General features: G+C 73.4%; 21 protein-coding genes. 9 read left to right on the plus strand and 12 right to left on the minus strand.

Annotated features, from left to right (window positions below):
- Positions 1 to 234 precede the first annotated feature (234 nt).
- From WFH32_RS13870 to WFH32_RS13885, 4 genes are read left to right on the plus strand one after another with little or no spacing between them, the layout of a single operon-like run.
- Positions 235 to 1,293 carry an iron-siderophore ABC transporter substrate-binding protein gene (locus WFH32_RS13870; protein ID WP_336707912.1) on the plus strand — a complete coding sequence of 353 codons (1,059 nt, stop codon included), beginning with the start codon at positions 235 to 237 and terminating at the stop codon, positions 1,291 to 1,293.
- Positions 1,294 to 1,306: 13 nt separating this feature from the next.
- A complete protein-coding gene (locus tag WFH32_RS13875; RefSeq protein ID WP_191798246.1) occupies positions 1,307 to 2,365 on the plus strand; it encodes a FecCD family ABC transporter permease in 1,059 nt (352 codons plus the stop codon).
- Complete coding sequence (locus WFH32_RS13880; protein ID WP_336707913.1) at positions 2,362 to 3,441, plus strand: FecCD family ABC transporter permease; 1,080 nt, start codon at positions 2,362 to 2,364, stop codon at positions 3,439 to 3,441. Before WFH32_RS13875 ends, WFH32_RS13880 begins: the two co-directional genes overlap by 4 nt.
- 2 nt (positions 3,442 to 3,443) lie before the next feature.
- Positions 3,444 to 4,349, plus strand: a complete 906-nt coding sequence (locus tag WFH32_RS13885; RefSeq protein WP_336707914.1) for an ABC transporter ATP-binding protein — start codon at positions 3,444 to 3,446, stop codon at positions 4,347 to 4,349.
- A gap of 103 nt (positions 4,350 to 4,452) precedes the next feature.
- On the opposite strand, the gene WFH32_RS13890 is transcribed toward WFH32_RS13885, so the two are convergent.
- Positions 4,453 to 4,611, minus strand: coding sequence for a hypothetical protein (locus WFH32_RS13890; RefSeq protein WP_191798250.1), 159 nt, complete (start codon positions 4,609 to 4,611; stop codon positions 4,453 to 4,455).
- A 217-nt stretch (positions 4,612 to 4,828) separates the two neighbouring features.
- Positions 4,829 to 5,500, minus strand: coding sequence for a DsbA family oxidoreductase (locus tag WFH32_RS13895; RefSeq protein ID WP_191798252.1), 672 nt, complete (start codon positions 5,498 to 5,500; stop codon positions 4,829 to 4,831).
- Between the two features lie 146 nt (positions 5,501 to 5,646).
- On the opposite strand from WFH32_RS13895, the gene WFH32_RS13900 reads away from it, so the two are divergent.
- Entirely contained in the window at positions 5,647 to 5,919 is a 273-nt protein-coding gene (locus tag WFH32_RS13900) for a hypothetical protein (protein ID WP_336707916.1), read from the plus strand.
- 151 nt (positions 5,920 to 6,070) lie between these two features.
- Here the strand turns inward: WFH32_RS13900 and WFH32_RS13905 are convergent, their stop codons facing one another.
- The 3 genes from WFH32_RS13905 to WFH32_RS13915 form a co-directional block, all read right to left on the minus strand.
- Positions 6,071 to 6,679, minus strand: coding sequence for a DinB family protein (locus tag WFH32_RS13905; RefSeq protein WP_191798255.1), 609 nt, complete (start codon positions 6,677 to 6,679; stop codon positions 6,071 to 6,073).
- A 235-nt stretch (positions 6,680 to 6,914) separates the two neighbouring features.
- On the minus strand, positions 6,915 to 7,175 hold the full coding sequence (locus tag WFH32_RS13910) for a metal-sensitive transcriptional regulator (RefSeq protein ID WP_138826660.1): 261 nt from the start codon (positions 7,173 to 7,175) through the stop codon (positions 6,915 to 6,917).
- Between the two features lie 11 nt (positions 7,176 to 7,186).
- Complete coding sequence (locus tag WFH32_RS13915; protein WP_336707917.1) at positions 7,187 to 7,552, minus strand: hypothetical protein; 366 nt, start codon at positions 7,550 to 7,552, stop codon at positions 7,187 to 7,189.
- Positions 7,553 to 8,061: 509 nt separating this feature from the next.
- Here WFH32_RS13915 and WFH32_RS13920 point away from each other — a divergent pair.
- Positions 8,062 to 9,876, plus strand: coding sequence for an FAD-dependent oxidoreductase (locus WFH32_RS13920; protein ID WP_191798259.1), 1,815 nt, complete (start codon positions 8,062 to 8,064; stop codon positions 9,874 to 9,876).
- 344 nt (positions 9,877 to 10,220) lie between these two features.
- Here WFH32_RS13920 and WFH32_RS13925 read toward each other — a convergent pair whose 3' ends face one another.
- Positions 10,221 to 10,670, minus strand: a complete 450-nt coding sequence (locus WFH32_RS13925; RefSeq protein WP_191798261.1) for a peptidoglycan-binding domain-containing protein — start codon at positions 10,668 to 10,670, stop codon at positions 10,221 to 10,223.
- Between the two features lie 246 nt (positions 10,671 to 10,916).
- Positions 10,917 to 12,227 (minus strand): ROK family transcriptional regulator, encoded by a 1,311-nt coding sequence (locus WFH32_RS13930; RefSeq protein ID WP_336707918.1) that lies wholly within the window; start codon positions 12,225 to 12,227, stop codon positions 10,917 to 10,919.
- A gap of 221 nt (positions 12,228 to 12,448) precedes the next feature.
- Here WFH32_RS13930 and WFH32_RS13935 point away from each other — a divergent pair, with 221 nt between their 5' ends.
- Entirely contained in the window at positions 12,449 to 13,099 is a 651-nt protein-coding gene (locus tag WFH32_RS13935; protein ID WP_336707919.1) for a GNAT family N-acetyltransferase, read from the plus strand.
- A gap of 8 nt (positions 13,100 to 13,107) precedes the next feature.
- Here the strand turns inward: WFH32_RS13935 and WFH32_RS13940 are convergent, their stop codons facing one another.
- A complete protein-coding gene (locus WFH32_RS13940; RefSeq protein ID WP_129429526.1) occupies positions 13,108 to 13,302 on the minus strand; it encodes a hypothetical protein in 195 nt (64 codons plus the stop codon).
- 216 nt (positions 13,303 to 13,518) lie between these two features.
- Here WFH32_RS13940 and WFH32_RS13945 point away from each other — a divergent pair, with 216 nt between their 5' ends.
- Together WFH32_RS13945 and WFH32_RS13950 are read left to right on the plus strand one after the other, a co-directional pair.
- On the plus strand, positions 13,519 to 14,148 hold the full coding sequence (locus tag WFH32_RS13945; RefSeq protein ID WP_336707921.1) for a histidine phosphatase family protein: 630 nt from the start codon (positions 13,519 to 13,521) through the stop codon (positions 14,146 to 14,148).
- A 48-nt stretch (positions 14,149 to 14,196) separates the two neighbouring features.
- Positions 14,197 to 14,721: a PH domain-containing protein gene (locus WFH32_RS13950; protein WP_191798268.1), complete on the plus strand. Its 525-nt coding sequence runs from the start codon at positions 14,197 to 14,199 to the stop codon at positions 14,719 to 14,721.
- 90 nt (positions 14,722 to 14,811) lie between these two features.
- Here WFH32_RS13950 and WFH32_RS13955 read toward each other — a convergent pair whose 3' ends face one another.
- From WFH32_RS13955 to WFH32_RS13970, 4 genes are all read right to left on the minus strand, one after another.
- On the minus strand, positions 14,812 to 15,507 hold the full coding sequence (locus WFH32_RS13955; protein ID WP_336707922.1) for an MOSC domain-containing protein: 696 nt from the start codon (positions 15,505 to 15,507) through the stop codon (positions 14,812 to 14,814).
- Positions 15,508 to 15,744: 237 nt separating this feature from the next.
- On the minus strand, positions 15,745 to 16,662 hold the full coding sequence (locus WFH32_RS13960) for a zinc-dependent alcohol dehydrogenase (protein ID WP_336707924.1): 918 nt from the start codon (positions 16,660 to 16,662) through the stop codon (positions 15,745 to 15,747).
- Positions 16,659 to 17,609, minus strand: a complete 951-nt coding sequence (locus WFH32_RS13965; protein WP_336707926.1) for a BadF/BadG/BcrA/BcrD ATPase family protein — start codon at positions 17,607 to 17,609, stop codon at positions 16,659 to 16,661. Before WFH32_RS13965 ends, WFH32_RS13960 begins: the two co-directional genes overlap by 4 nt.
- Positions 17,606 to 18,730: an SIS domain-containing protein gene (locus WFH32_RS13970; RefSeq protein WP_336707928.1), complete on the minus strand. Its 1,125-nt coding sequence runs from the start codon at positions 18,728 to 18,730 to the stop codon at positions 17,606 to 17,608. Before WFH32_RS13970 ends, WFH32_RS13965 begins: the two co-directional genes overlap by 4 nt.
- Between the last annotated feature and the right edge of the window lie 154 nt (positions 18,731 to 18,884).

Raw genomic sequence — 18,884 nt, forward strand, 5'->3', positions numbered from 1 at the left:
CGAGCACGGGGTTGGGGTCGCCAGAGCCGTCAGAACGGCCTCAACCCCGTTCTCGGACCTCGCACCGCCAGCATCTTGCGGCCGGGGCGCGACACGACCCGGCCGGGAGATGACAGCACGTTGTGAACCATCCCACTGGGTCGCACGGGCCCCCTCCGTCGAGGGCGCACAGGTTATGAGGTTAGCCTTACCTCTAGCACCACCACCCCCGTGCAGCACCGACCGAGGAGCATCATGTCTCGCACCGTCTCTCGACGGCTCCGGCCCGCAGCGCTGGTCGCCGCGACCGTCGCCACCGCGTTCGCCCTGGGCGCCTGCTCCGGCGGGTCCACCGACGACGCCTCGTCGCCCGCAGGCGGCAGCGCCGCAGCCGAGGGCGCCTTCCCCGTGACGATCGACAGCGCGCTCGGCGAGGCCGTCATCGAGGAGAAGCCCGAGCGCGTCGTGACGTGGGGCTGGTCGACGCAGGACGCGGTCCTCGCGCTCGACGTCGTGCCCGTCGCGATGCCCGCGTACAAGTACGGCGGCAACGCCGACGGCGTGCTCCCCTGGGTCGCCGAGAAGCTCGACGAGATGGGTGCCGAGACGCCGACGCTGCTCTCGGGCGGCGACACGAGCGAGGTGCCGTTCGAGGAGGTCGTGGCCGCCAAGCCCGACGTCATCCTGGCCCCCTACTCGGGCATCACGCAGGAGGAGTTCGACAAGCTCTCCAAGATCGCTCCGGTCGTCGCGTACCCCGACGAGCCGTGGTCCCTGTCGTGGCAGGACCAGCTCGACATCGTCGGCAAGGCGCTGGGGCTCGAGGACGAGGCCGACGCCCTGCTCGAGGAGACGAACGCCGGCATCGCCGCGCAGTCGGACGCCTACCCGGTCATCAAGGACAAGTCCTTCTTCTACGCGGCCGCCAACACGGCCGACCAGCTCAACGTCTACCGCGCCGGGGACCCGCGCGTCCAGGTCGTCGAGGACCTCGGCATGACGCTCTCGCCGAGCGTCGCGGAGCTCGACGCCGACCCGTCGTCCGGGACCTTCTGGTACCCGCTGAGCTACGAGAACGTCTCCAAGATCGAGACCGACGTCCTCATCATGTACTTCGCGACGCAGGCCGACGTCGACACGTTCGTGGCCGACCCGGTCATCGCCGCGATGCCCACGATCACCGAGGGCCGCTTCGCCCCGATCGTGGGCGAGTCGTTCGTCATGGCGTCGAGCGCCCCCACGGCCCTGTCGATCCCGTGGATGCTCGACCAGTACGTGCCGCAGCTCGCGGCCGCCGCCGAGAAGGTGTCGTAGTCTCACACCACTCATGAGCACGACCCACAGCACGGACGCCGGCACGGGCCGGGCGACCTCGCGTCGCCCGGCCCGTGCTCGGCGTCTCGTCGTGGGGCTCGTGGTCCTGGTCGTGGCGCTCGCCGCGGTGTGCGCGCTGAGCCTCGCGGTCGGGGCCAACGCCCTGCCGCTGAGCGTCGTCATGGACGCGCTCACGAGCTACGACCCGACCAACCCCGACCACCTCGTGGTCATCGAGAAGCGCGTGCCCCGCACGCTCGTCGGACTGGTCGCGGGGGCCGCGCTCGGCGCCGCGGGCACCCTCATGCAGGGCCTGACGCGCAACCCGCTGGCCGACCCGGGCCTGCTCGGCATCAGCGCGGGCGCGTCGCTCTTCGTGGTCGGCGCGATCTCGTTCTTCGGGGTCTCGCAGGTCGGCGGGTACGTGTGGTTCGCGTTCGCGGGCGCCGCGATCGCGGCGGCCGTGGTCTACGGGGTCGCGAGCGTCGGTCGCGAGGGCGCGACCCCCGTCAAGCTCGCCCTCGCCGGTGCGGCCGTCACGGCGGCGCTGACGTCGGTCGTCACGGCGGTCCTCCTGGTCGACCGCGCCACGCTCGACCTCATGCGCTTCTGGCAGGTCGGTTCGCTCGCGGCGCGCGGCTCGACGGTCGTGTGGCAGGTGCTGCCGTTCGTCGTCGTGGGCCTGGTCCTGGCGCTGGCGCTCGGGCGTTCGCTCAACGGCCTGGCCCTGGGCGACGACGTCGCGCGCGGCCTCGGGCAGGACGTGACCCGCACGCGCGTCGTCGCGGGCATCGCGATCGTGCTGCTGTGCGGGGCCGCGACCGCGGCCGTCGGACCCGTGGCCTTCGTGGGGCTCGTCGTCCCGCACGTGGCGCGCTACGTCGTCGGGCTGGACTACCGGTGGGTGCTGCCGTACGCCGCCGTCGCGGCGCCCGTGCTGCTCATCGGGTGCGACGTGATCGGCCGCGTCGTGGCACGGCCGGGCGAGCTCCAGGTGGGCGTGGTCACCGCGGTCGTGGGCGCGCCCCTGTTCATCGCGCTCGTGCGGCGCGGGAAGACGGTGTCGCTGTGAGCACTCCGACCACCGCTCCGCACGGCCTGCCCGACGGCGTCGCTCCCCCGGGCGTCGACGTCGCCCGGGCCTCGCGTCACCGTGGGCGCCTGCGCGAGGCGCGGCTCGTGACGGGACTGTCGGTCGCGCTCGTCGTGCTCGCCGCGGTCGGGATGACGCTGGGCGACGCCGCCGTGCCGTTGTCCGGCATCCTCGACACGGTCCTGGGCCGCGCCGACGTCCTCACGCAGTTCGTGATCGTCGAGCTGCGCCTCCCCCGTCTCCTGACGGCCCTGGTCGTGGGGGCAGCGCTGGGCCTGTCGGGCGCGCTCTTCCAGTCGATCGTGCGCAACCCGCTCGCGAGCCCCGACATCATCGGGATCACGCAGAGCGCGAGCGCCGCGGGCGTCCTGGGCGTCGTGGTGCTGGGGATCAGCGGGCTCGCGCTCACGGGCCTGGTGCTCGCCGGGTCGCTCGTCGCGGCCGTCGCGATCTACCTGCTCGCGTGGCGCGGCGGCGTCGCCGGATACCGGCTCGTCCTCATCGGCATCGGCGTCGCGGCACTGTGCATGAGCGTCGTCTCGTGGGTCCTCACGACGAGCGACGTGCGCGACGCGCAGGCCGCGCTCGTGTGGATCACGGGCTCGCTCGCGCGCTCCGACTGGTCGACGCTCAACCCGCTGCTGGTCTGCTTCGCGGTGCTCGTGCCGCTCACGGCCTACCTGGCTCCGCGGCTCCGCTCGCTCGAGCTGGGCGACGACGCCGCGGCCGCGCTCGGCATCCGCGTCGAGCGCTCCCGGCTCCTGCTGATCCTCGTGGCCGTGGGCCTCGCGGGATCCGCGGTCGCGGTCGTGGGTCCGGTCGCGTTCGTCGCGCTCGTCGCGGCCCCCATCGCCCGCCGCACGCTGGGCGACGGCCGGCTCGCGCTCGTGCCCGCGGCGCTCGTGGGTTCGCTGCTCGTGCTCGGCTCCGACCTCGTCGCACAGTTCGCGATCCCCGACGTGACGCTGCCCGTCGGCGTCGTCACGGGCATCGTCGGCGCCCCCTACCTGCTGTGGCTGCTCGTGCGCACCAACCGTTCCGGACGCGGAGGCTGAGAATGACCGACCACCCCGAGACCTCCGGGGGCGCGCCCGAGGCGAGCGACGCCGTCGGGCATCCTGGCGACGGGCGGACCGCGCGCGCCGGGGCCACCGGCACGCGGACCGCCGGGACCCACACGCTCGCCGCCGACCACGTGTCGCTCGCGTACGACGAGCGCCGCGTCGTCGAGGACCTGAGCCTGACGGTCGCGGCCGGGAAGATCACGTCGATCGTCGGCTCGAACGGCTGTGGCAAGTCGACGCTGCTGCGCGGCCTCGCTCGCCTGCTCAAGCCTGTGGGCGGCGCCGTCCTGCTCGACGGCGAGGACATCCGTTCGATGCCCACCAAGCGGGTCGCGACCACGCTCGGCCTGCTGCCGCAGAGCCCCGTGGCGCCCGACGGCATCACGGTCGCCGACCTCGTGGGTCGCGGCCGCTACCCCCACCAGGGCTGGTTCCGGCGCTGGACCACGGAGGACGACGAGGCCGTGGCCGACGCGCTCGCCTCGACCGGGACGCTCGACCTCGCCGAGCGGTCCGTGGACGAGCTGTCGGGCGGGCAGCGGCAGCGCGTATGGATCGCGATGGCGCTCGCGCAGCGCACCGACCTGCTGCTGCTCGACGAGCCGACGACGTTCCTCGACATCGCGCACCAGATCGACGTGCTCGACCTGCTCGTGGACCTCAACGAGTCGCGCGGGACCACGGTCGTCATGGTGCTGCACGACCTCGACATGGCGTGCCGCTACTCCGACCGTCTCGTCGCGATGCGCGACGGCCGGGTCCACGCCGAGGGAGCGCCGGGCGACGTCGTGGACGCGCAGATGGTGCGCGAGGTGTTCGGCCTGGACTCGCTCGTCGTGCCCGACCCGATCACGGGGACGCCGACGCTCGTGCCGATGGGCCGGCACCACCGCGGCTGAGTCGCTCGCGCTGCCCAGAACGGGGTTGAGGCCGTTCCGAGGGCCAGAACGGCCTCAACCCCGTTCTCGACCGCCACCCGGTCAGCCGAGGGTCAGCCGGTGATCACTCGGGGAGAGCGCACACCCCGTCGACGCACACCGCGGCGTCGTCGCTGCCGACCATCGTGAACGGCGCGGCGGCCTCGGCGGCCGAGACCGTCACGAGCGTCGTGCGGCGCGGGTTCGCGATCGAGTGGAAGAGGTTTTCCTGGGTGTCAGTCATGGGATCTCCTGATGTCACGTGCTGCGGTGCTCGTGGGTGGTGGGATGGCCGGCCGTCTCGACGGGCGGACGCCTGCGGGGCCACCGGGACCAGCGACGCTGCGGGTTTCCGACAGTCTGGCTGATACTCGGTCGCATTCGCTACCGCTCCTGTTGTGATCTCGGTCGCATTCCACGTGGTAGGTGGAGGCGGCCCGGGACAGGGGCGAACCGGGGCCTCAGGCCACGGACTCCGCGGCGTCCGCGACGACCTGGTCGAGGACCTGCGTGAAGACGGCCGGGTCCTGTGCGCCCGAGACCCCGTACTTGCCGTTGAACACGAAGAACGGGACACCGCTGATGCCGTAGGCGCGCGCCTGCGCGATGTCCTGCTCGACGTCGTCCGCGAAGTCGCCGTTCTCGAGGGCCGCGCGGACCTCGTCCGCGTCGAGGCCGACCTCGGTCGCGAGGGCGACGAGCTCGTCGATCCGGCCGACGTGGCGCCCCTGCTCGAAGTACGCCTTGAGCAGACGCTCCTTCATCTCGACCTGCTTGCCGCGCGACTTCGCGAGGTGCAGCAGCTCGTGCGCCTTGAGGGTCTTGGTGTGCTGGAGCGCGTCGAAGTCGTACGCGAGCCCCTCGGCCGCGGCGACCGTCGTCATCTGACCGAGCATCTGCTCGACCTGCCCCTTGGGCATGCCCTTGTGCGTGGCCAGGAAGTCGACCTCGGTCCCCTCGAAGTCGACCGGGGTGTCCGGTGCGAGCTCGAACGAGTGGTACTCGATCTCCACCTCGGGCGCGTCGGCGCGGCCTGCGAACCCGGCCAGGGCCGTCTCGAAGCGGCGCTTGCCGACGTAGCACCAGGGGCACGCCACGTCGGACCAGATGTCGACCTTCACCTTTTCGCTCATGACCGTTCTCAACGGCGGCGACGGGCCGGGGATTCCCCGGAAGCGTGTGATCCTGCCGACGCCTCTCCGGTTGCGGGCCGACCAGCCCTGTGAGGAGGATTGGCGACGTGCCCACTACGGGGCATTCGGATGAATCAGGGGAGAACATGCGAAACAAGGTCATCGGAGCCCTCGTCTCCGCAGCAGTCGGCGTCACCGCTCTGGTCGGAGCTGCGGCCCCGGCGAGCGCGGCGCCCCACAGCGGCCAGGCCGCACCTGTCAGCGGGCAGGTCGCACTCCTCAGCACACCGGTCGTCGTCGGTGGCTTCTCGACGCTGGCGAGCTGCAACGCCGGACGCGCCGAGTGGCGCAACCGCGGGTACATCGTCAGCTCCTGCACGTACGCGGGCGGCGAGTACCGCTTCACCGCCCGGCGCTGACCGACGACCTCGGCGACGTCGCCGAGAGGACTGCTACGGCCCCGTCCGCGTAGCACGGCGGCGCGCCGCCCCGCGGGGGTGGCGCGCCGCCGTCGGGCCGCAAGGGCGTCCTCCGGGAGGGACGTGAACTGCTCCTCGAGCTCGGATCGACTCAGCCCGCGGACCGCGCCCGGTACAGGTCCTGCAACACCATGATCTCGGCGCCGTGGTGGATGAGCTCGCGGTTCATGTGGAGCACGAGATGCCCGAACGGCGCCTGGGCGTCGATCTCGGTCGCCTGGCCGAGCCCGACCGTGAACACCTCGTCGTCGGGCAGCGAGTCGACGCCGTCGCGCCACAGGTCCACCCAGCGCGTCAGCCCTTCGATCGCGGGGTCGACCTCACCCGAGAACGCGACGGCGTCCCGCCGGGCGATGCGGTCCCCGAACGTCCACTCCCACCGCTCGAAGAACGCCTCGGTGAGGTGCGCGACGAGCCACGCGATCGTCCGGGGCTGCGGCGAGTCCGACCCCTCCGGCCACTCCATGACCCACTCGCCGACCCCGAGCGTGCGGGGCGAGCGCTCCTCCCCTCGCCGCACGACCCGCAGCGCGTCCGGCCCGGGCTCCCACCCGAACTCGTCCTGGTCGAGGGTCACGAGCCGTCCCAGCACCTCGAGCCACGAGAACCCGAGCTGCCCGCGCACCATCGCGAGCGGGGTCGGGACGGTCAGCACGGACCAGTCGAAGACGGGGCTGCCGTAGGTCGCGTCGTCGCTCATGCGGGGCTCCTGGGGGTCGCTCCTGCCCGACGGCGTCGCTCGCCCGGGCGTCCTGCTCACCTTCGCGATCATCCCCCGGGGCGCACGCGGTCGCCTCCCGGGGTGGCGACCGCGGGCGCGTCGCAGCAGGGGAACCGCTCGTCGTGCGGCAGGGTGCGGCTCGACCACCGTCCCGGGCGAGGGCAACAGCGCGGCGGCCGCTGCGCCGTCGGGCAGCGGGGGCTGGGCCGCCCGGCTACGTGAGGGACAGGAAGAGCTTCTCGAGCTTCTGCACGTCCGCCGTGCCGTTCTCCTCGTCCGTGAGGCACTGCTTCATGCCCGAGGCGATGATCGCGAACCCTGCACGGTCGAGCGCCTTGGACACCGCGGAGAGCTGCATGACGAGGTCGGCGCAGTCGCCACCGTCGTCGACCATCCGCACGACCGCGGCAAGCTGCCCCTGGGCACGCTTGAGCCGGTTCGAGACCTTCTTCATCTCGTCCTTGTCGAGCTCCATGACACTTCCTCTCATCGCGCGCACGCGTCGCGCGTGCTGCTCGTGCGCTGCACCAGCCCGAACAGGACAACAGCCAGCGCGGGCAGCACCATCCCGACCTGGTGCGGCGCCTGGCCGACCAGGAACACGGCGGCGAGCACCGTGCCGCCCGAGACGACGGCGCACGGCGAGCACCCGAGGGTATCCCGCCAGGACTCGCCCCGGGCCGGGACGTAGCTCGCGAGCGTGAGGCCGCCGACGACGGCCACGACCGCGAGCAGCCCCAGCCACAGGGGGGTGAGGTGGTGGGTCCAGCCCAGCCCCCGTCCGCCTCCACGAGCAGCGCGAGCAGCCCGGGAGCGAGCAGGGCGCCGACGACGAGCCGTCGCCTGCCCCACGTGGGGCGCCGCACCCGGACGGGCAGCGGAGCGGCCGTCTGCCCGGGTACGGGCGGCGGTGCCTCGGACGGGGCGTCGGGCACGGCGCGCCGGGGCGCCGGGCTCATCGGCAGGCGCAGCGTTCGGAGGGCTCGAACTCGGCGAGGACCTCGTCGGCGTGCATGCCGCAGCCGGTCCACGTGATCTTGCGGCAGTTTCCGCAGCGGGCGGGGCTGCACATGGGGTTCTCCTCGTGGTCGTGGTGGTCGCGTCGGGGCGGGTCAGCGCTTGAAGAGGCGCGCGAGAAAGGATCCCCGACCCGGCGCCTTGGCCTCGGCCGCGTGGCCTTCGCAGCGGTCGGCACGGGGTACGCCCCGCATGACCTGGTCGACGTGCTGGCCGCAACCGGCCCACGTCGTCCTGCCGCACTTCTTGCAGGTCACAGCTCTACACACGCTCGTCCTCCTCGGTGGATGTGATCCCACTATACCCCCGGGGGTATAGTGCTCCTCGACCCCCAGGAGGAAAGCATGAAGATCGTCATCGTCGGAGGCGTCGCGGCAGGCATGTCCGCGGCGACCCGTCTTCGCCGCCTGTCGGAGGACGCCCGGATCGTCGTCCTCGAAGCCGGCGAGCACGTCTCGTTCGCCAACTGCGGCCTGCCCTACTACGCGGGAGGAGTCATCGAGGACCGCGACGCGCTCCTCCTCCAGACCCCCGCGTCGCTCGCCGCCCGCTTCCGGATCGACGTCCGCGTCCGCCACCGCGTCACGGGAGTCGACGCCGACGCCCACACCGTCACGGTCCGCGACCTGGCCACGGGCGAGGAGTCCGTCGAGACCTACGACCGGCTCGTCCTGAGCCCCGGGGCCCGCCCGATCGTCCCGCCCGCCCCCGGCATGGAGCGCGCCCTCGTGCTGCGCGACGTGGCCGACGTCGACCGGATCGTCGCCGCGATCGACGGCACGGGAACCGACGGCACGGGATCCGACGGCGCACGCGCCACGACGACGCCCGGCCGGGTCCAACCACCTGCCCGCTCGGCCGTCGTGATCGGGGGCGGGTTCGTCGGGGTCGAGGTCGCGGAGAACCTCGTCCACCGCGGCCTCGACGTCACGCTCGTCGAGCTCGCCGACCAGGTCCTCGCCCCGCTCGACCCGGAGATGGCGATCCGCGTCCAGCAGGAGCTCGAGGCCCACGGCGTCCACGTGCGCACCTCGACGCAGGTCAGCATGCTCGGCCCCGACGCCGCCGAGCTCTCCTCCGCCGACGGCTCGCCCCGCGGCACGGTCCCTGCGGACCTCGTCGTCGCCGCGATCGGCGTGCGTCCCGACGTCGAGCTCGCGGTCCTCGCCGGAGCACAGGTCGGACCCCGCGGCGGCATCCTCGTCGACCAGGACCTGCGCACCTCGGTGCCCGACGTCTACGCCGTGGGCGACGCCGCGACCAAGCGTGACGCGCTCGCGCCGACCGGCTCCGCCCCCGGGACGGCCGGCGACGAGCCGACCACCCTCATCCCGCTCGCCAACCTCGCCAACCGGCACGGGCGCCACGTCGCCGACGTGATCCTCGGTCGCCGCAGCGGGATGCGCCCCTCGATGGGGACGGCAGTCGTCGGTGTCTTCGGGCTCACGGCCGCGAGCGTCGGACGCAACGAGAAGCGCCTCCAGGCCGAGGGGCGCCCCTACCGTGCGATCCACACGCACCCCGCGCAGCACGCGGGCTACTACCCCGGCGCGACCCAGATGGCCCTCAAGCTGCTCGTCGACCCCGAGACCGACCTGATCCTCGGCGCCCAGGGCGTCGGGCGCGACGGCGTCGACAAGCGCATCGACGTGCTCGCCACCGCCATGGCAGGCGGGCTCACGGCCTCCGACCTCGCCGACCTCGAGCTCGCGTACGCCCCCGCGTACGGCTCGGCCAAGGACCCCGTCAACATGCTGGGCTACGTGGCCGACAACCTGCGCACGGGCGAGACCCGCAGCGTCCAGTGGCACGAGCTCGACACGCTCGTCGCGCAAGGTGCGACCGTCGTCGACGTCCGCACGCCCGGCGAGCACGCGCGCGGGACGGTCGAGGTGGTGGGTGTCGCCGGCGGGACTGCGCTCAACGTCCCGCTCGACGAGCTGCGCGATCGGGCCGCGGCCGAGATCCCGTCCGGGGCACCCGTCGTCGTGCACTGTCAGGTGGGGCAGCGCGGGCACACCGCCGCGCGGCTGCTCACGCAGCTCGGCTACGACGTGCACAACCTCGACGGCGGCTACCTCACCTGGCGCGACGGGACGCGCGCGCTGCGCGCTGCCCATGACGACGAGCTCGTGCCGTCCGGCGACCCTGCGGCCTGACGGGACAGGGGCGGGCAGGGAGACCCGCCCGCCCCGTCGCGCCGACCGCCTCCGACAGGGCCCGCGCCGGGAAGGCACCGGTCCTGCCTACGATGGTCGGGTTCCCTCACCGCGCCCGGACGACCGGCGCGCGACCCCGACCCCGGCAGGAGCCCCATGCCCGTCCGTCCCCGCACCGTCCTGCTGATCTCGGTCGGTGTCGCCGTCGTGCTGCTCGGGTCCCTCGTGGTCTTCCTGTCGATCGTGGGGATCGACGGCGTCGCCTGAGGGCGACGTCCTGACCTCGATCCCGCGGTGAACGCAGCGAGCCCGGCCCCTGGAGGCCGGGCTCGGCACGGCGTGCGTCAGATCTTCGTCAGCACGTAGCGTGCGACACCCGCCCAGGTGTTCGGGCCGAGGACGCCGTCGACAGGGCCCGTGTATCCGCCCTTCTGCGCGAGGAGCTGGACCGCCCTGTAGGTGTTGGGCCCAGGAATCCCGTCGATGGGGCCCGAGTAGCCGACCGACAGCTTCAGGTACTGCTGGAATGCCCTCCAGGAGTTGACCCCGGGGATGCCGTCGATCGGACCCTGGTACGGCCCCTCAGCGATGTACCCGCCCCCGACCGTCCGGTGACCGGTCCACTGCTGCACCCGGCACCATGCCGTCTGCTCGTTCGTGTAGGCAGAGTTGCGCATGACGGTGCTGCAGTACGAGCTGACCGGTCCGGCGGCAGCTGACGCCGGCGCCGCGGCGACGACAGGGAGAGCGAAGGTCGCCAGTGCGACCGTGCCCGCGACAAGTGTGCGCTTCATCCTCAACGAAGTACCCCTTTGTGCATCGATGGAGTGAGGGCGGCCGGGGGTCACCCCGGCACCCGTGGGTGAGACATCGCCAACGTAGCGGAGAGGTGGTGAAGAGGCGACAGATAGGGAAAGAGGCCCTCATCGGACTCCGGAGGGCACATCCATCTCAGAACGGCCGACACCCGACCGTACGCAGCAGACGCGCGACGCCGTGTGCGGGACCCCGTCCGGTCTCCGCCGACCCGTGGTCACCGATCAGGACGCGGTGACGCTCCCCGCACCGAAGACGCGGCGCCTGGTCTCGCCGAGGGCTGCCGCGAGCGCCCCGTCGACGACGCCGTCGCCCTGCGCGGTGGACAGGAGCACCGAGGTCGGCGCGCCGTGCTCGGCGCGCAGCGCCGCGGCGACGCGGGCCCGCAGGGCCTCCCCACCGGCGGCGGCGACCTCGCCGCCGAGCACCACGGCGTCGGGATCGAGCACCCCGACCGCCATGCTCAGCACGACCGCGAGGCGCCGGGCGAGGTCGTCGAGGAAGTCTCCCGCATCACCCGACGGGTCGGCCGCCGCCGCCGCGAGCGCCAGGGTCGCGGCCTCACGGACCTGCGGGCTGCGCGCGAGGTCGGACGCCCGGCCGCCGACCGAGGGGTCGATCCGCAGCGTGTCGAGGGGCGCGGCGTCGAACGGTGCGAGGCGGTAGGCCTGCGCGAGACGCGCGACGGCGTCGAGCCGGACGAGGTCGGCGACCGTGCTCCGACCCTCGGGCGCGCGACCACGCCGGGCCGGGTCGGGGACGGGAACATGGTCGATCTCACCCGCGCCGCCGTGGCGACCTCGCCGGATGCGCCGGTCGAGCAGGGTCGCGGCCCCCACCCCCTGGTCGACCCACAGGACGAACAGGTCCCGGACGTCGGCCAGGTCCTCGCGCGCGACCTCGGCGAGCGCCACGAGGTTGACGTCGTTCTCGACCGCGACCCTCACACCGAGCGTCTCGGCGAGCTGCGCCCCGACGTCCTGGTCGTTCCAGACCGCGAGGTGCGGGGCGTACGCGAGGCGCCCGGTCGCCGGGTCGACCGACCCGGGGAAGCCGACGACGACCTGAAGGAGGTCGGCACGGGAGATCCCGGCCCGTGCGCAGGCCTCGTCCACGACGGCCCGGACGACGTCGAGGTGCGCGCCTGGCGAGAGCGCGCCGGACGGGTTCTCCTCGGCCGTCCAGGCGACCGCGCGTGCCGACCTGCCGAGCACCCTGTCGGTGAGGTCGGCGACCACGACCGAGACCTGGCCGACCGTCACGTCCACACCGGCCGCGTACCCGGAGGCGCCGCGCAACGTCCAGACGACGGCACGCGGTCCGGGCCGACCGTCGCGGTGTCCCGAGCGCTCGACGAGGCCCGCGGCCTCGAGCCGCGCGACGAGGGTCGCGGTCGCCGGCTTGGACAGCCCCAGGATCTCCTGGAGGCCGGCCGAGGTCATGGGGCCGTGACGGAACAGCGCCTCGAGCGCGGCCCCGTCGTTGAGGGCGCGCAGGACGGTCGCGTTACCGACCCTCTTGGTGCTCGTGCTCACGGCGTCGTTCTCCTCCTCCGGCCCCGGCGTCCGCGGTGCTCGGGCACAAGCGTGCCCGAAACCCGGAGCGGCATCGAGACCGGACCGGCGCGGGGCACCGAGGTGATCGTCTGTAAACTTGACTGGCAGCACGTAACCCGTCGACCCCCGCACGAGGTCTCGCCGAGACGGCGCGACCAGGAGCGCCCGGCGACCCCCCGGACCCGAGGAACAGCACCACCGTGAGAATCCGGCCCTACGCGCCCCACGACCTGGACGCGCTGTACGACATCTGCCTGCGCACGGGCGACAACGGCCGCGACGCGACCGGGGTCTACGCCGACCCCCGCCTGCTCGGCGAGGTCTACGCCGCCCCCTACGCGGCCCACGACCCGTCGCTCGTGACCGTTCTCGTCACCGACGACGACCGCGTCGTCGGCTACGTGATCGGCTGCCGCGACACGCTGGCCTTCGAGGAGTGGCGCGAGCGCGAGTGGTGGCCACCCCTGCGCGAGCGGTACCCGCTGCCGGACCCCGCCGACCCCTCGCCCGACGCGCGCCTCGTCCGCCAGATCCACGACCGCACCCCCGCGCCGCCGCGGCCCTGGCTCGTCGAGCCCGCGACGCACCCCGCGCACCTGCACATCGACCTGCTCCCCGAGGCGCAGGGCACCGGGTGGGGACGACGCATGATCGAGCACCTCCAGGGCCGGCTCGTGGACCTCGGCGTCCCGGGCCTGCACCTCGGCGTCGGCGGCGAGAACCACGGCGCGATCGCGTTCTACTCGCGGCTGGGCCTCGAGCCCCTCTCCGCTCCTGACGACGGCGGGCTCACCCTGGGGACGAGGCTCGGCACCCAGGACGCGGCCCGGCCTGCCCTGCGCGCCCGGTAGCCAGCGGGTCAGACGACCTCGTGCGCCCCGGTCCACGACGCGACCGTGCGGTCGTCCGAGGTCTGCAACGAGAACGACGTGAGCGGCAGGTTCCCGCTCCGCTTGCGTGACCGGACGACGTCGAGCGCCGCCTCGTCGGTCTCGGCCTCGAACGGTTCGCCTCGCAGCGCAGCGGTCGCCGTCAGGATCGAGTAGGTGGTCATGACGGTCGAGCCTAGGGCCAGAACGGGCTCCAGGACGACCCCCGACTCCGTCACACCGGCTCCCGAACGCCCCGTGCGCCCGGCGCCGCAGGCCCTCCGGCAGCGGCCGGCCCTCCCCCGGGGGACCCGTCCCCGAGGCGCGACGGGCGCCCTGCGGGTGCTCCGCCGTCGGGCCTGGGGGATGCTCGGAACAGCAGCCCGACCCCGGAGGACACCATGCCCGAACCCCAGCTCGTGCTCCTGCGCCACGGCGAGACCGAGTGGAGCCGCACCGGCCAGCACACCGGCACGAGCGACATCCCCCTGACCCCGCACGGCGAGGACCAGGCCCGGGCGGCCGGGGCGTTCCTCGCCGGGCGGTCGTTCGCCCTCGCCCTGCGCAGCCCCCTGCTGCGCGCCCGGCGGACCGCCGACCTCGCGGGACACCCCGACGCGGTCGCCGACCCGAACCTCGCCGAGTGGGACTACGGCCCCGTCGAGGGCCGCACGGCCGACGACGTGAGCCGGGAGATCGGCCGAGACTGGCTGATCTTCCGCGACGGCGTGCACGTCGTGCCCCGCGCGGACGGTGCCCCCGGCGAGCCGGGGACCCGGCACGGCGAGACGCTCGACGACGTCGCCGACCGGGCACGGAGCGTCGTGCGGCGCGTCGACCCCGTGCTCCGCGACGGCGGCGACGTGCTCCTCGTCGCGCACGGTCACCTGCTGCGCGTGCTCGCCGCGGTCTGGCTCGAGCTGGGCCCCGCGACCGCCGCCCGGTTCGAGCTGGGCACAGCGAGCATCAGCCTGCTCGGCCACGGGCACGGCCTGCGCACCGTCGAGGGCTGGAACCTGCCGACGGCCTGACCGGGACACCGTGCCGCGACGCCCGCCCGAGGTGGCACGATGCTCCCCATGAGCGTCAACAAGAACCTCGCCGAGGGCGAGACCGTCGTCATGGAGCTGCGGACCCACCCCAAGGCCCTGTTCCTGCCGGTCCTGGTCCTGGTCCTGATCGTGGCCGCGGCCACGGCGATCCTCTGGTTCTCCCCCGAGCACCCCGTGATCCTGTGGGGCACGCTCGGCGTGGCGGTCGTCGCGGCGTTCGTGTGGGTCGTCGTGCCGCACCTGCGCTGGCTGACCACCCAGTACACGGTGACGACCAAGCGCCTGTCGACGCGCACGGGCATCCTCACGCGCACGGGCCGCGACATCCCGCTCTACCGCATCAACGACGTCACGTACGAGAAGGACCTGGTCGACCGCATGTTCGGCTGCGGGACGCTCATCATCTCGGACGCGACGGCCAAGCCCGGCATGACGCTGCCCGACGTCCCGCGGGTCGAGGAGGTCCAGGTCCGGCTCCACGAGCTGCTGTTCGCGGCCGACGACGGCTCGGACGACGGTGAGTGGCCCCCGAGCGAGCCGCGGCGCGCCTGAGCCGTCCGGCCGTCGCCGTCCGGCCGTCGCTGAGTGCGTGATTCGGCGGCGACTCGCCGGGCGTGTCGCCGCCGAATCACGCACTCAGCGTCAGCGGACGGCCCGTCCGGCCCGCTCGCGCACCTCGGCCGACAGCCGGACCTCGCCCGCTGCCTCGGCGTCGAGCAGGCGTTGGGACACCTCGACCGTCGTCCCCGCGACGCGCGCACCGAACCAGTCCGCGATGCTCACGCCGTGCGACGGCCGGGACACGACCTCGACCGCGTCCCCGGCCCGTACCTCGCCCGGGGTCACGACCCGCAGGTACGCACCCGTGCGGTTCGCGTCGGTGAACCGCTTGACCCACCGTTCCTCGCCCAGGCGCCGCGCGAACGTCGAGCACGGCGTCCGCGGCTGCGTGACCTCCAGGACCGCGGTCCCCACCTGCCAGCGCTCGCCGATCAGCGCCCCGCTCGCCGCGACGCCGCGCGTGCGGAAGTTCTCACCGAACAGCCCGGGCGTCACCTCGTAGCCGAGCTCGGCCGACCAGTGGTCGGCGTCCTCCTGCGAGTACGCGTACACGGCCTGCTCCTCACCCCCGTGGTGCGCGCGGTCGGCCTGGACGTCGGCGTACAGGCCCAGCGGGCGGACCTTGACCGGCCCCGCGACGGGTCGCTTGTCGATCGCGGTCACGCCGACCGCGCCCGCGTCGGGCAGCAGGACGTGCACGCGGCACACCGCGAGGAGCTCACCGGTCGCGCCGAGCGGCGCGCGGGGGCGGGCAGGTTCCGGGGTCGAGAAGGTCATCGGAGGATTCTCCCAGGTCGCACCCGCGCTCCGGCCCGACGGCGTCGCACCGGCGGGTCCGTCGCGTCACCCTGGGCGGTGCGTGCGGTCACCCTCGGCGGGGGCGGGCGGTCACCTTCGGCGGGGCGGGCGTCGCCGTCGGCGGGGGCGGGCGTCGCCGTCGGCGGGGGCGGGCGTCACCGTCGGTGGCGGGAGCGGTCGCGGTCACGACCGACCCCGCGGGCCGAGAGCTCGAGATCAGAGCTCGAGCACTGCCTTGACGAACCCCTCCGGGCGCTCCTCGAACAGCCGGAACGCGGCGTCGAGGTCCTCGAAGGCCAGGCGGTGCGTGACCAGGGGCTCGAACGTGACCTGCCGGTCGGCCATCATGCGCATCCCCCGTCGCAGCGCCGCGCGCTGCCGGTCGCGGTCCGGACTGAAGCCGTTGACGACCGTGACCCCGCGGTACCAGAGCTCGACGTCCAGCTCGCGCGGACCGTCGTGGTGGTAGCCACCCACGCACAGGGTCCCGTGCTGGCCCGTCAGGTCGCCCGCAAGCCTGAGGCCTGGCGCGGTCCCGGTGAACTCGACGACGACGTCGAACGACGCGCGCGCTCCGTCCGGGACGAGGCGTGCGTCGTGCGCCGCCGCTGCGCCGAGCCGCACGGCAAGAGCCCGCTTAGTCGGGGCGACGTCGAAGCCCACGACCTCGTCGGCTCCCAGCGCGAGCGCGACCTGCAGGGCACCGAGCCCCATGAAGCCGAGACCGACGACGGCGACCCGCATTCCCGGACCGACCCCGCTGCGCCCAACGGCCTCGACGATGCAGGCCAGCGGCTCGCCGAGCGCCGCCCACGTCGGGACGCCAGAGGGGACCAGGACCAGGTCCGACGTGGCCATGACGATCTGCTCCGCGAAGGCCGGGTGGGCGAAGCCCGTCACGCGCTCGCCCACGGACCACCCCTGGACGTCGGGCCCGAGCACGACGATCTCGCCCGCGACCTCGTGTCCCAGCCGTAGCGGCTCGGGCCCGTCGTGCGTACCCCACGCACCACGCTCCGAGGCGCAGACCCCCAGGGCCAGACTCCGGACCAGCACCTCGCCACGTCCCGGCACCACCGGCTCGACGTCGACCAGGTGCGAGGTGCACGGGCCGACCGTCTCGTGGACCCTCATGACACGTTCGACCGGGTCGGGGAGAGAGCGCCACGGTCCGTGGCGATGCTCCTCCGCGCCAGGAAGACGGCCCCCTCGACGGGGTCCTCCTCGAGAAGGTGCAGGGTCGTGTGAGGCGCGCGCCGCGCCAACGCGTCGGCCAGGGCGGTGCGGAGCGCCTGCTGCCGTGTGACCACGCCGCCGGCCACGACGACGGTCGTCCCGGCCGCACCGCGATAGATCAGGTTGCCGACGAGCTCTGCGAGCGCGCCGCCCCCGGCCGTCACGACGGCCCGCGACACCTGTGACCCCGCCTCGAGCGCGCGAAAGACGACGGGCGCGTGCCGGCCCCAGGTCTCGACGCCACCGCGCCAGCTCATGATCGAGGCGAGCTCGACGAGGTCCTCGGCGCCGAACGAGGCCAGGAGCCGGGGCTCCAACGGGTCACGCGTCGCACCGACGTCGGCCCGCACGAACAGCGCCCGTGCGGCGTCCCGCACCAGAGCGGACGCAGAACCGTCGTCGCCGAGGACCCATCCCCACCCGCCTGCTGAGAGGTACGTACCCGTCTCACGGTGGCGCCCCACGGCGACCGACCCCGTTCCGGCGACGAGGCCGATCCCCTCGTCCAGGCCTGCGGCCGGGACGAGCAGCTGGGCGTCGTTGACGACCGTGCACCGGACGTCCAGCAGGTGGTGCAGCTCATCCGCGAGGGTGGCGCACTGCCGGGGCGTCTCGCACCCGTGCGCTCCCACGGCGAGGTGGGCGACGTCGGCGAGCCTGAGCGCCGGGCGGCAGCGTCCCAGTGCAACGTGCACGCGCTCTGCGACCCAACGGGCCGCTGCTCCGGAGGGCAGGGCCGCCCACCCCGTGCTGGGCACCACGAGGTCGACCAGGCGCTCCTCGTCGCAGGCGACGCGCACGTGCGTCTTGGTCCCGCCGATGTCGACCCCGACGACGATGCTCATCGGTCGTGCACCTGGCTCGCGAGTTCGTCGGCCGGGCCGCCGACGAACGCCGCCAGGGCGTTCGCGCCGACCAGCGGCGGCGGCCCCGAAGTGCCCGTGGCGTCGGTCACCTTGGTGTCGTCGTGCTCGAAGACGAAGTCCTCGATGGCGACGCCCCGGGCGTCCGCGAACGAGCTCGCGAGCCGTTGGAGCACGATCGTCTCGAGTACGACCCTGACCGGTTCGCCGACGTCGGGGAGACGGACGACACGCAGGTCCCCGCCGGGCTCGACGTCCTGGGTCGTCACGAGCAACGTGGGGTGCCCTGCGTCGGCGAGGGTGTGGGCGAGGCGCACCTCTCGGCCGTCGCCGATCACGACGTGCAGGGTGCCCCCAGCGGACTCCATCTCGCCGTGCAGGTAGTTGCGGGTCACCACGGCTGCGCTCGGGATCCGGCAGACCTCCCGCAGGAGCAGCGCGCCGGCCTCGGAGGCTGCCCGGGAAGCGCCGGCCGCGACCACGTCGACCGAGGTGATCGTCGCGGCGGCATCGGCGAGCGCCCGGAGGGGTGCGGCCTGGTCCGTCTCAAGGCTCTCGACGAGCCGGTCGATGCCGTCCCACTCGGCCGCCGCGACGAGCGGGTCCGTTCCGAGCGCGGCACGGGCGAGGATCGCGAGGCCGACGAGGGTCCCCGTGTACCCGATGGTCGAGGCGTAGCTGTCGGGCTCCGACCCGAGGTCGACGGACAGGTCTCCTGCTGCCTCCGCGAGTGAGCTCCCGGCCACGTTGACGAGCGCCCAGCGGACCGGGAACGTCCGCAGCGCCTCGATCGTCTCCGGGCTGCGGCCCGACTGCGAGACCGCGATCGCCACGGTGCCCGTGCGGTCCGTGGCCTGGTCGGTCTCGCTCGCGATCTCGCGTACCGACGGGCGGCCCCCGGCGTTCAGGAGCGCGACGGGCAGAGCTGCGGCCGCGCAGCTCGCCCCCATCCCGAGGAACACCGGCACCGCGCTCGCCACGAGGGTCGAGAGGTCTGGCCCGGTGCGGCTCGCGAGCTGTCCCGCGACGTGTGCCGCGACCCTCACGAGCGCGTGCGGCTGGCGCCGTTGCGCCTCGCGATAGTCGATGCGTTGAGCGGACATGTCGACCTCCCCGTCGTGGGGCTCCGACGACCCGCGCTGCGCGACCAGGTCGAGGAACCAGTGAGTACATTGCTAATACCAATATAGACCACATGGAATCACAGGGATACCAGGGTGTAGACAGGTTCTTCGCGCACGCGGACGACGCCGGTCG

The sequence above is a fragment of the Oerskovia sp. USHLN155 genome, from assembly GCF_037145535.1.
Lineage (GTDB): Bacteria > Actinomycetota > Actinomycetes > Actinomycetales > Cellulomonadaceae > Oerskovia > Oerskovia rustica.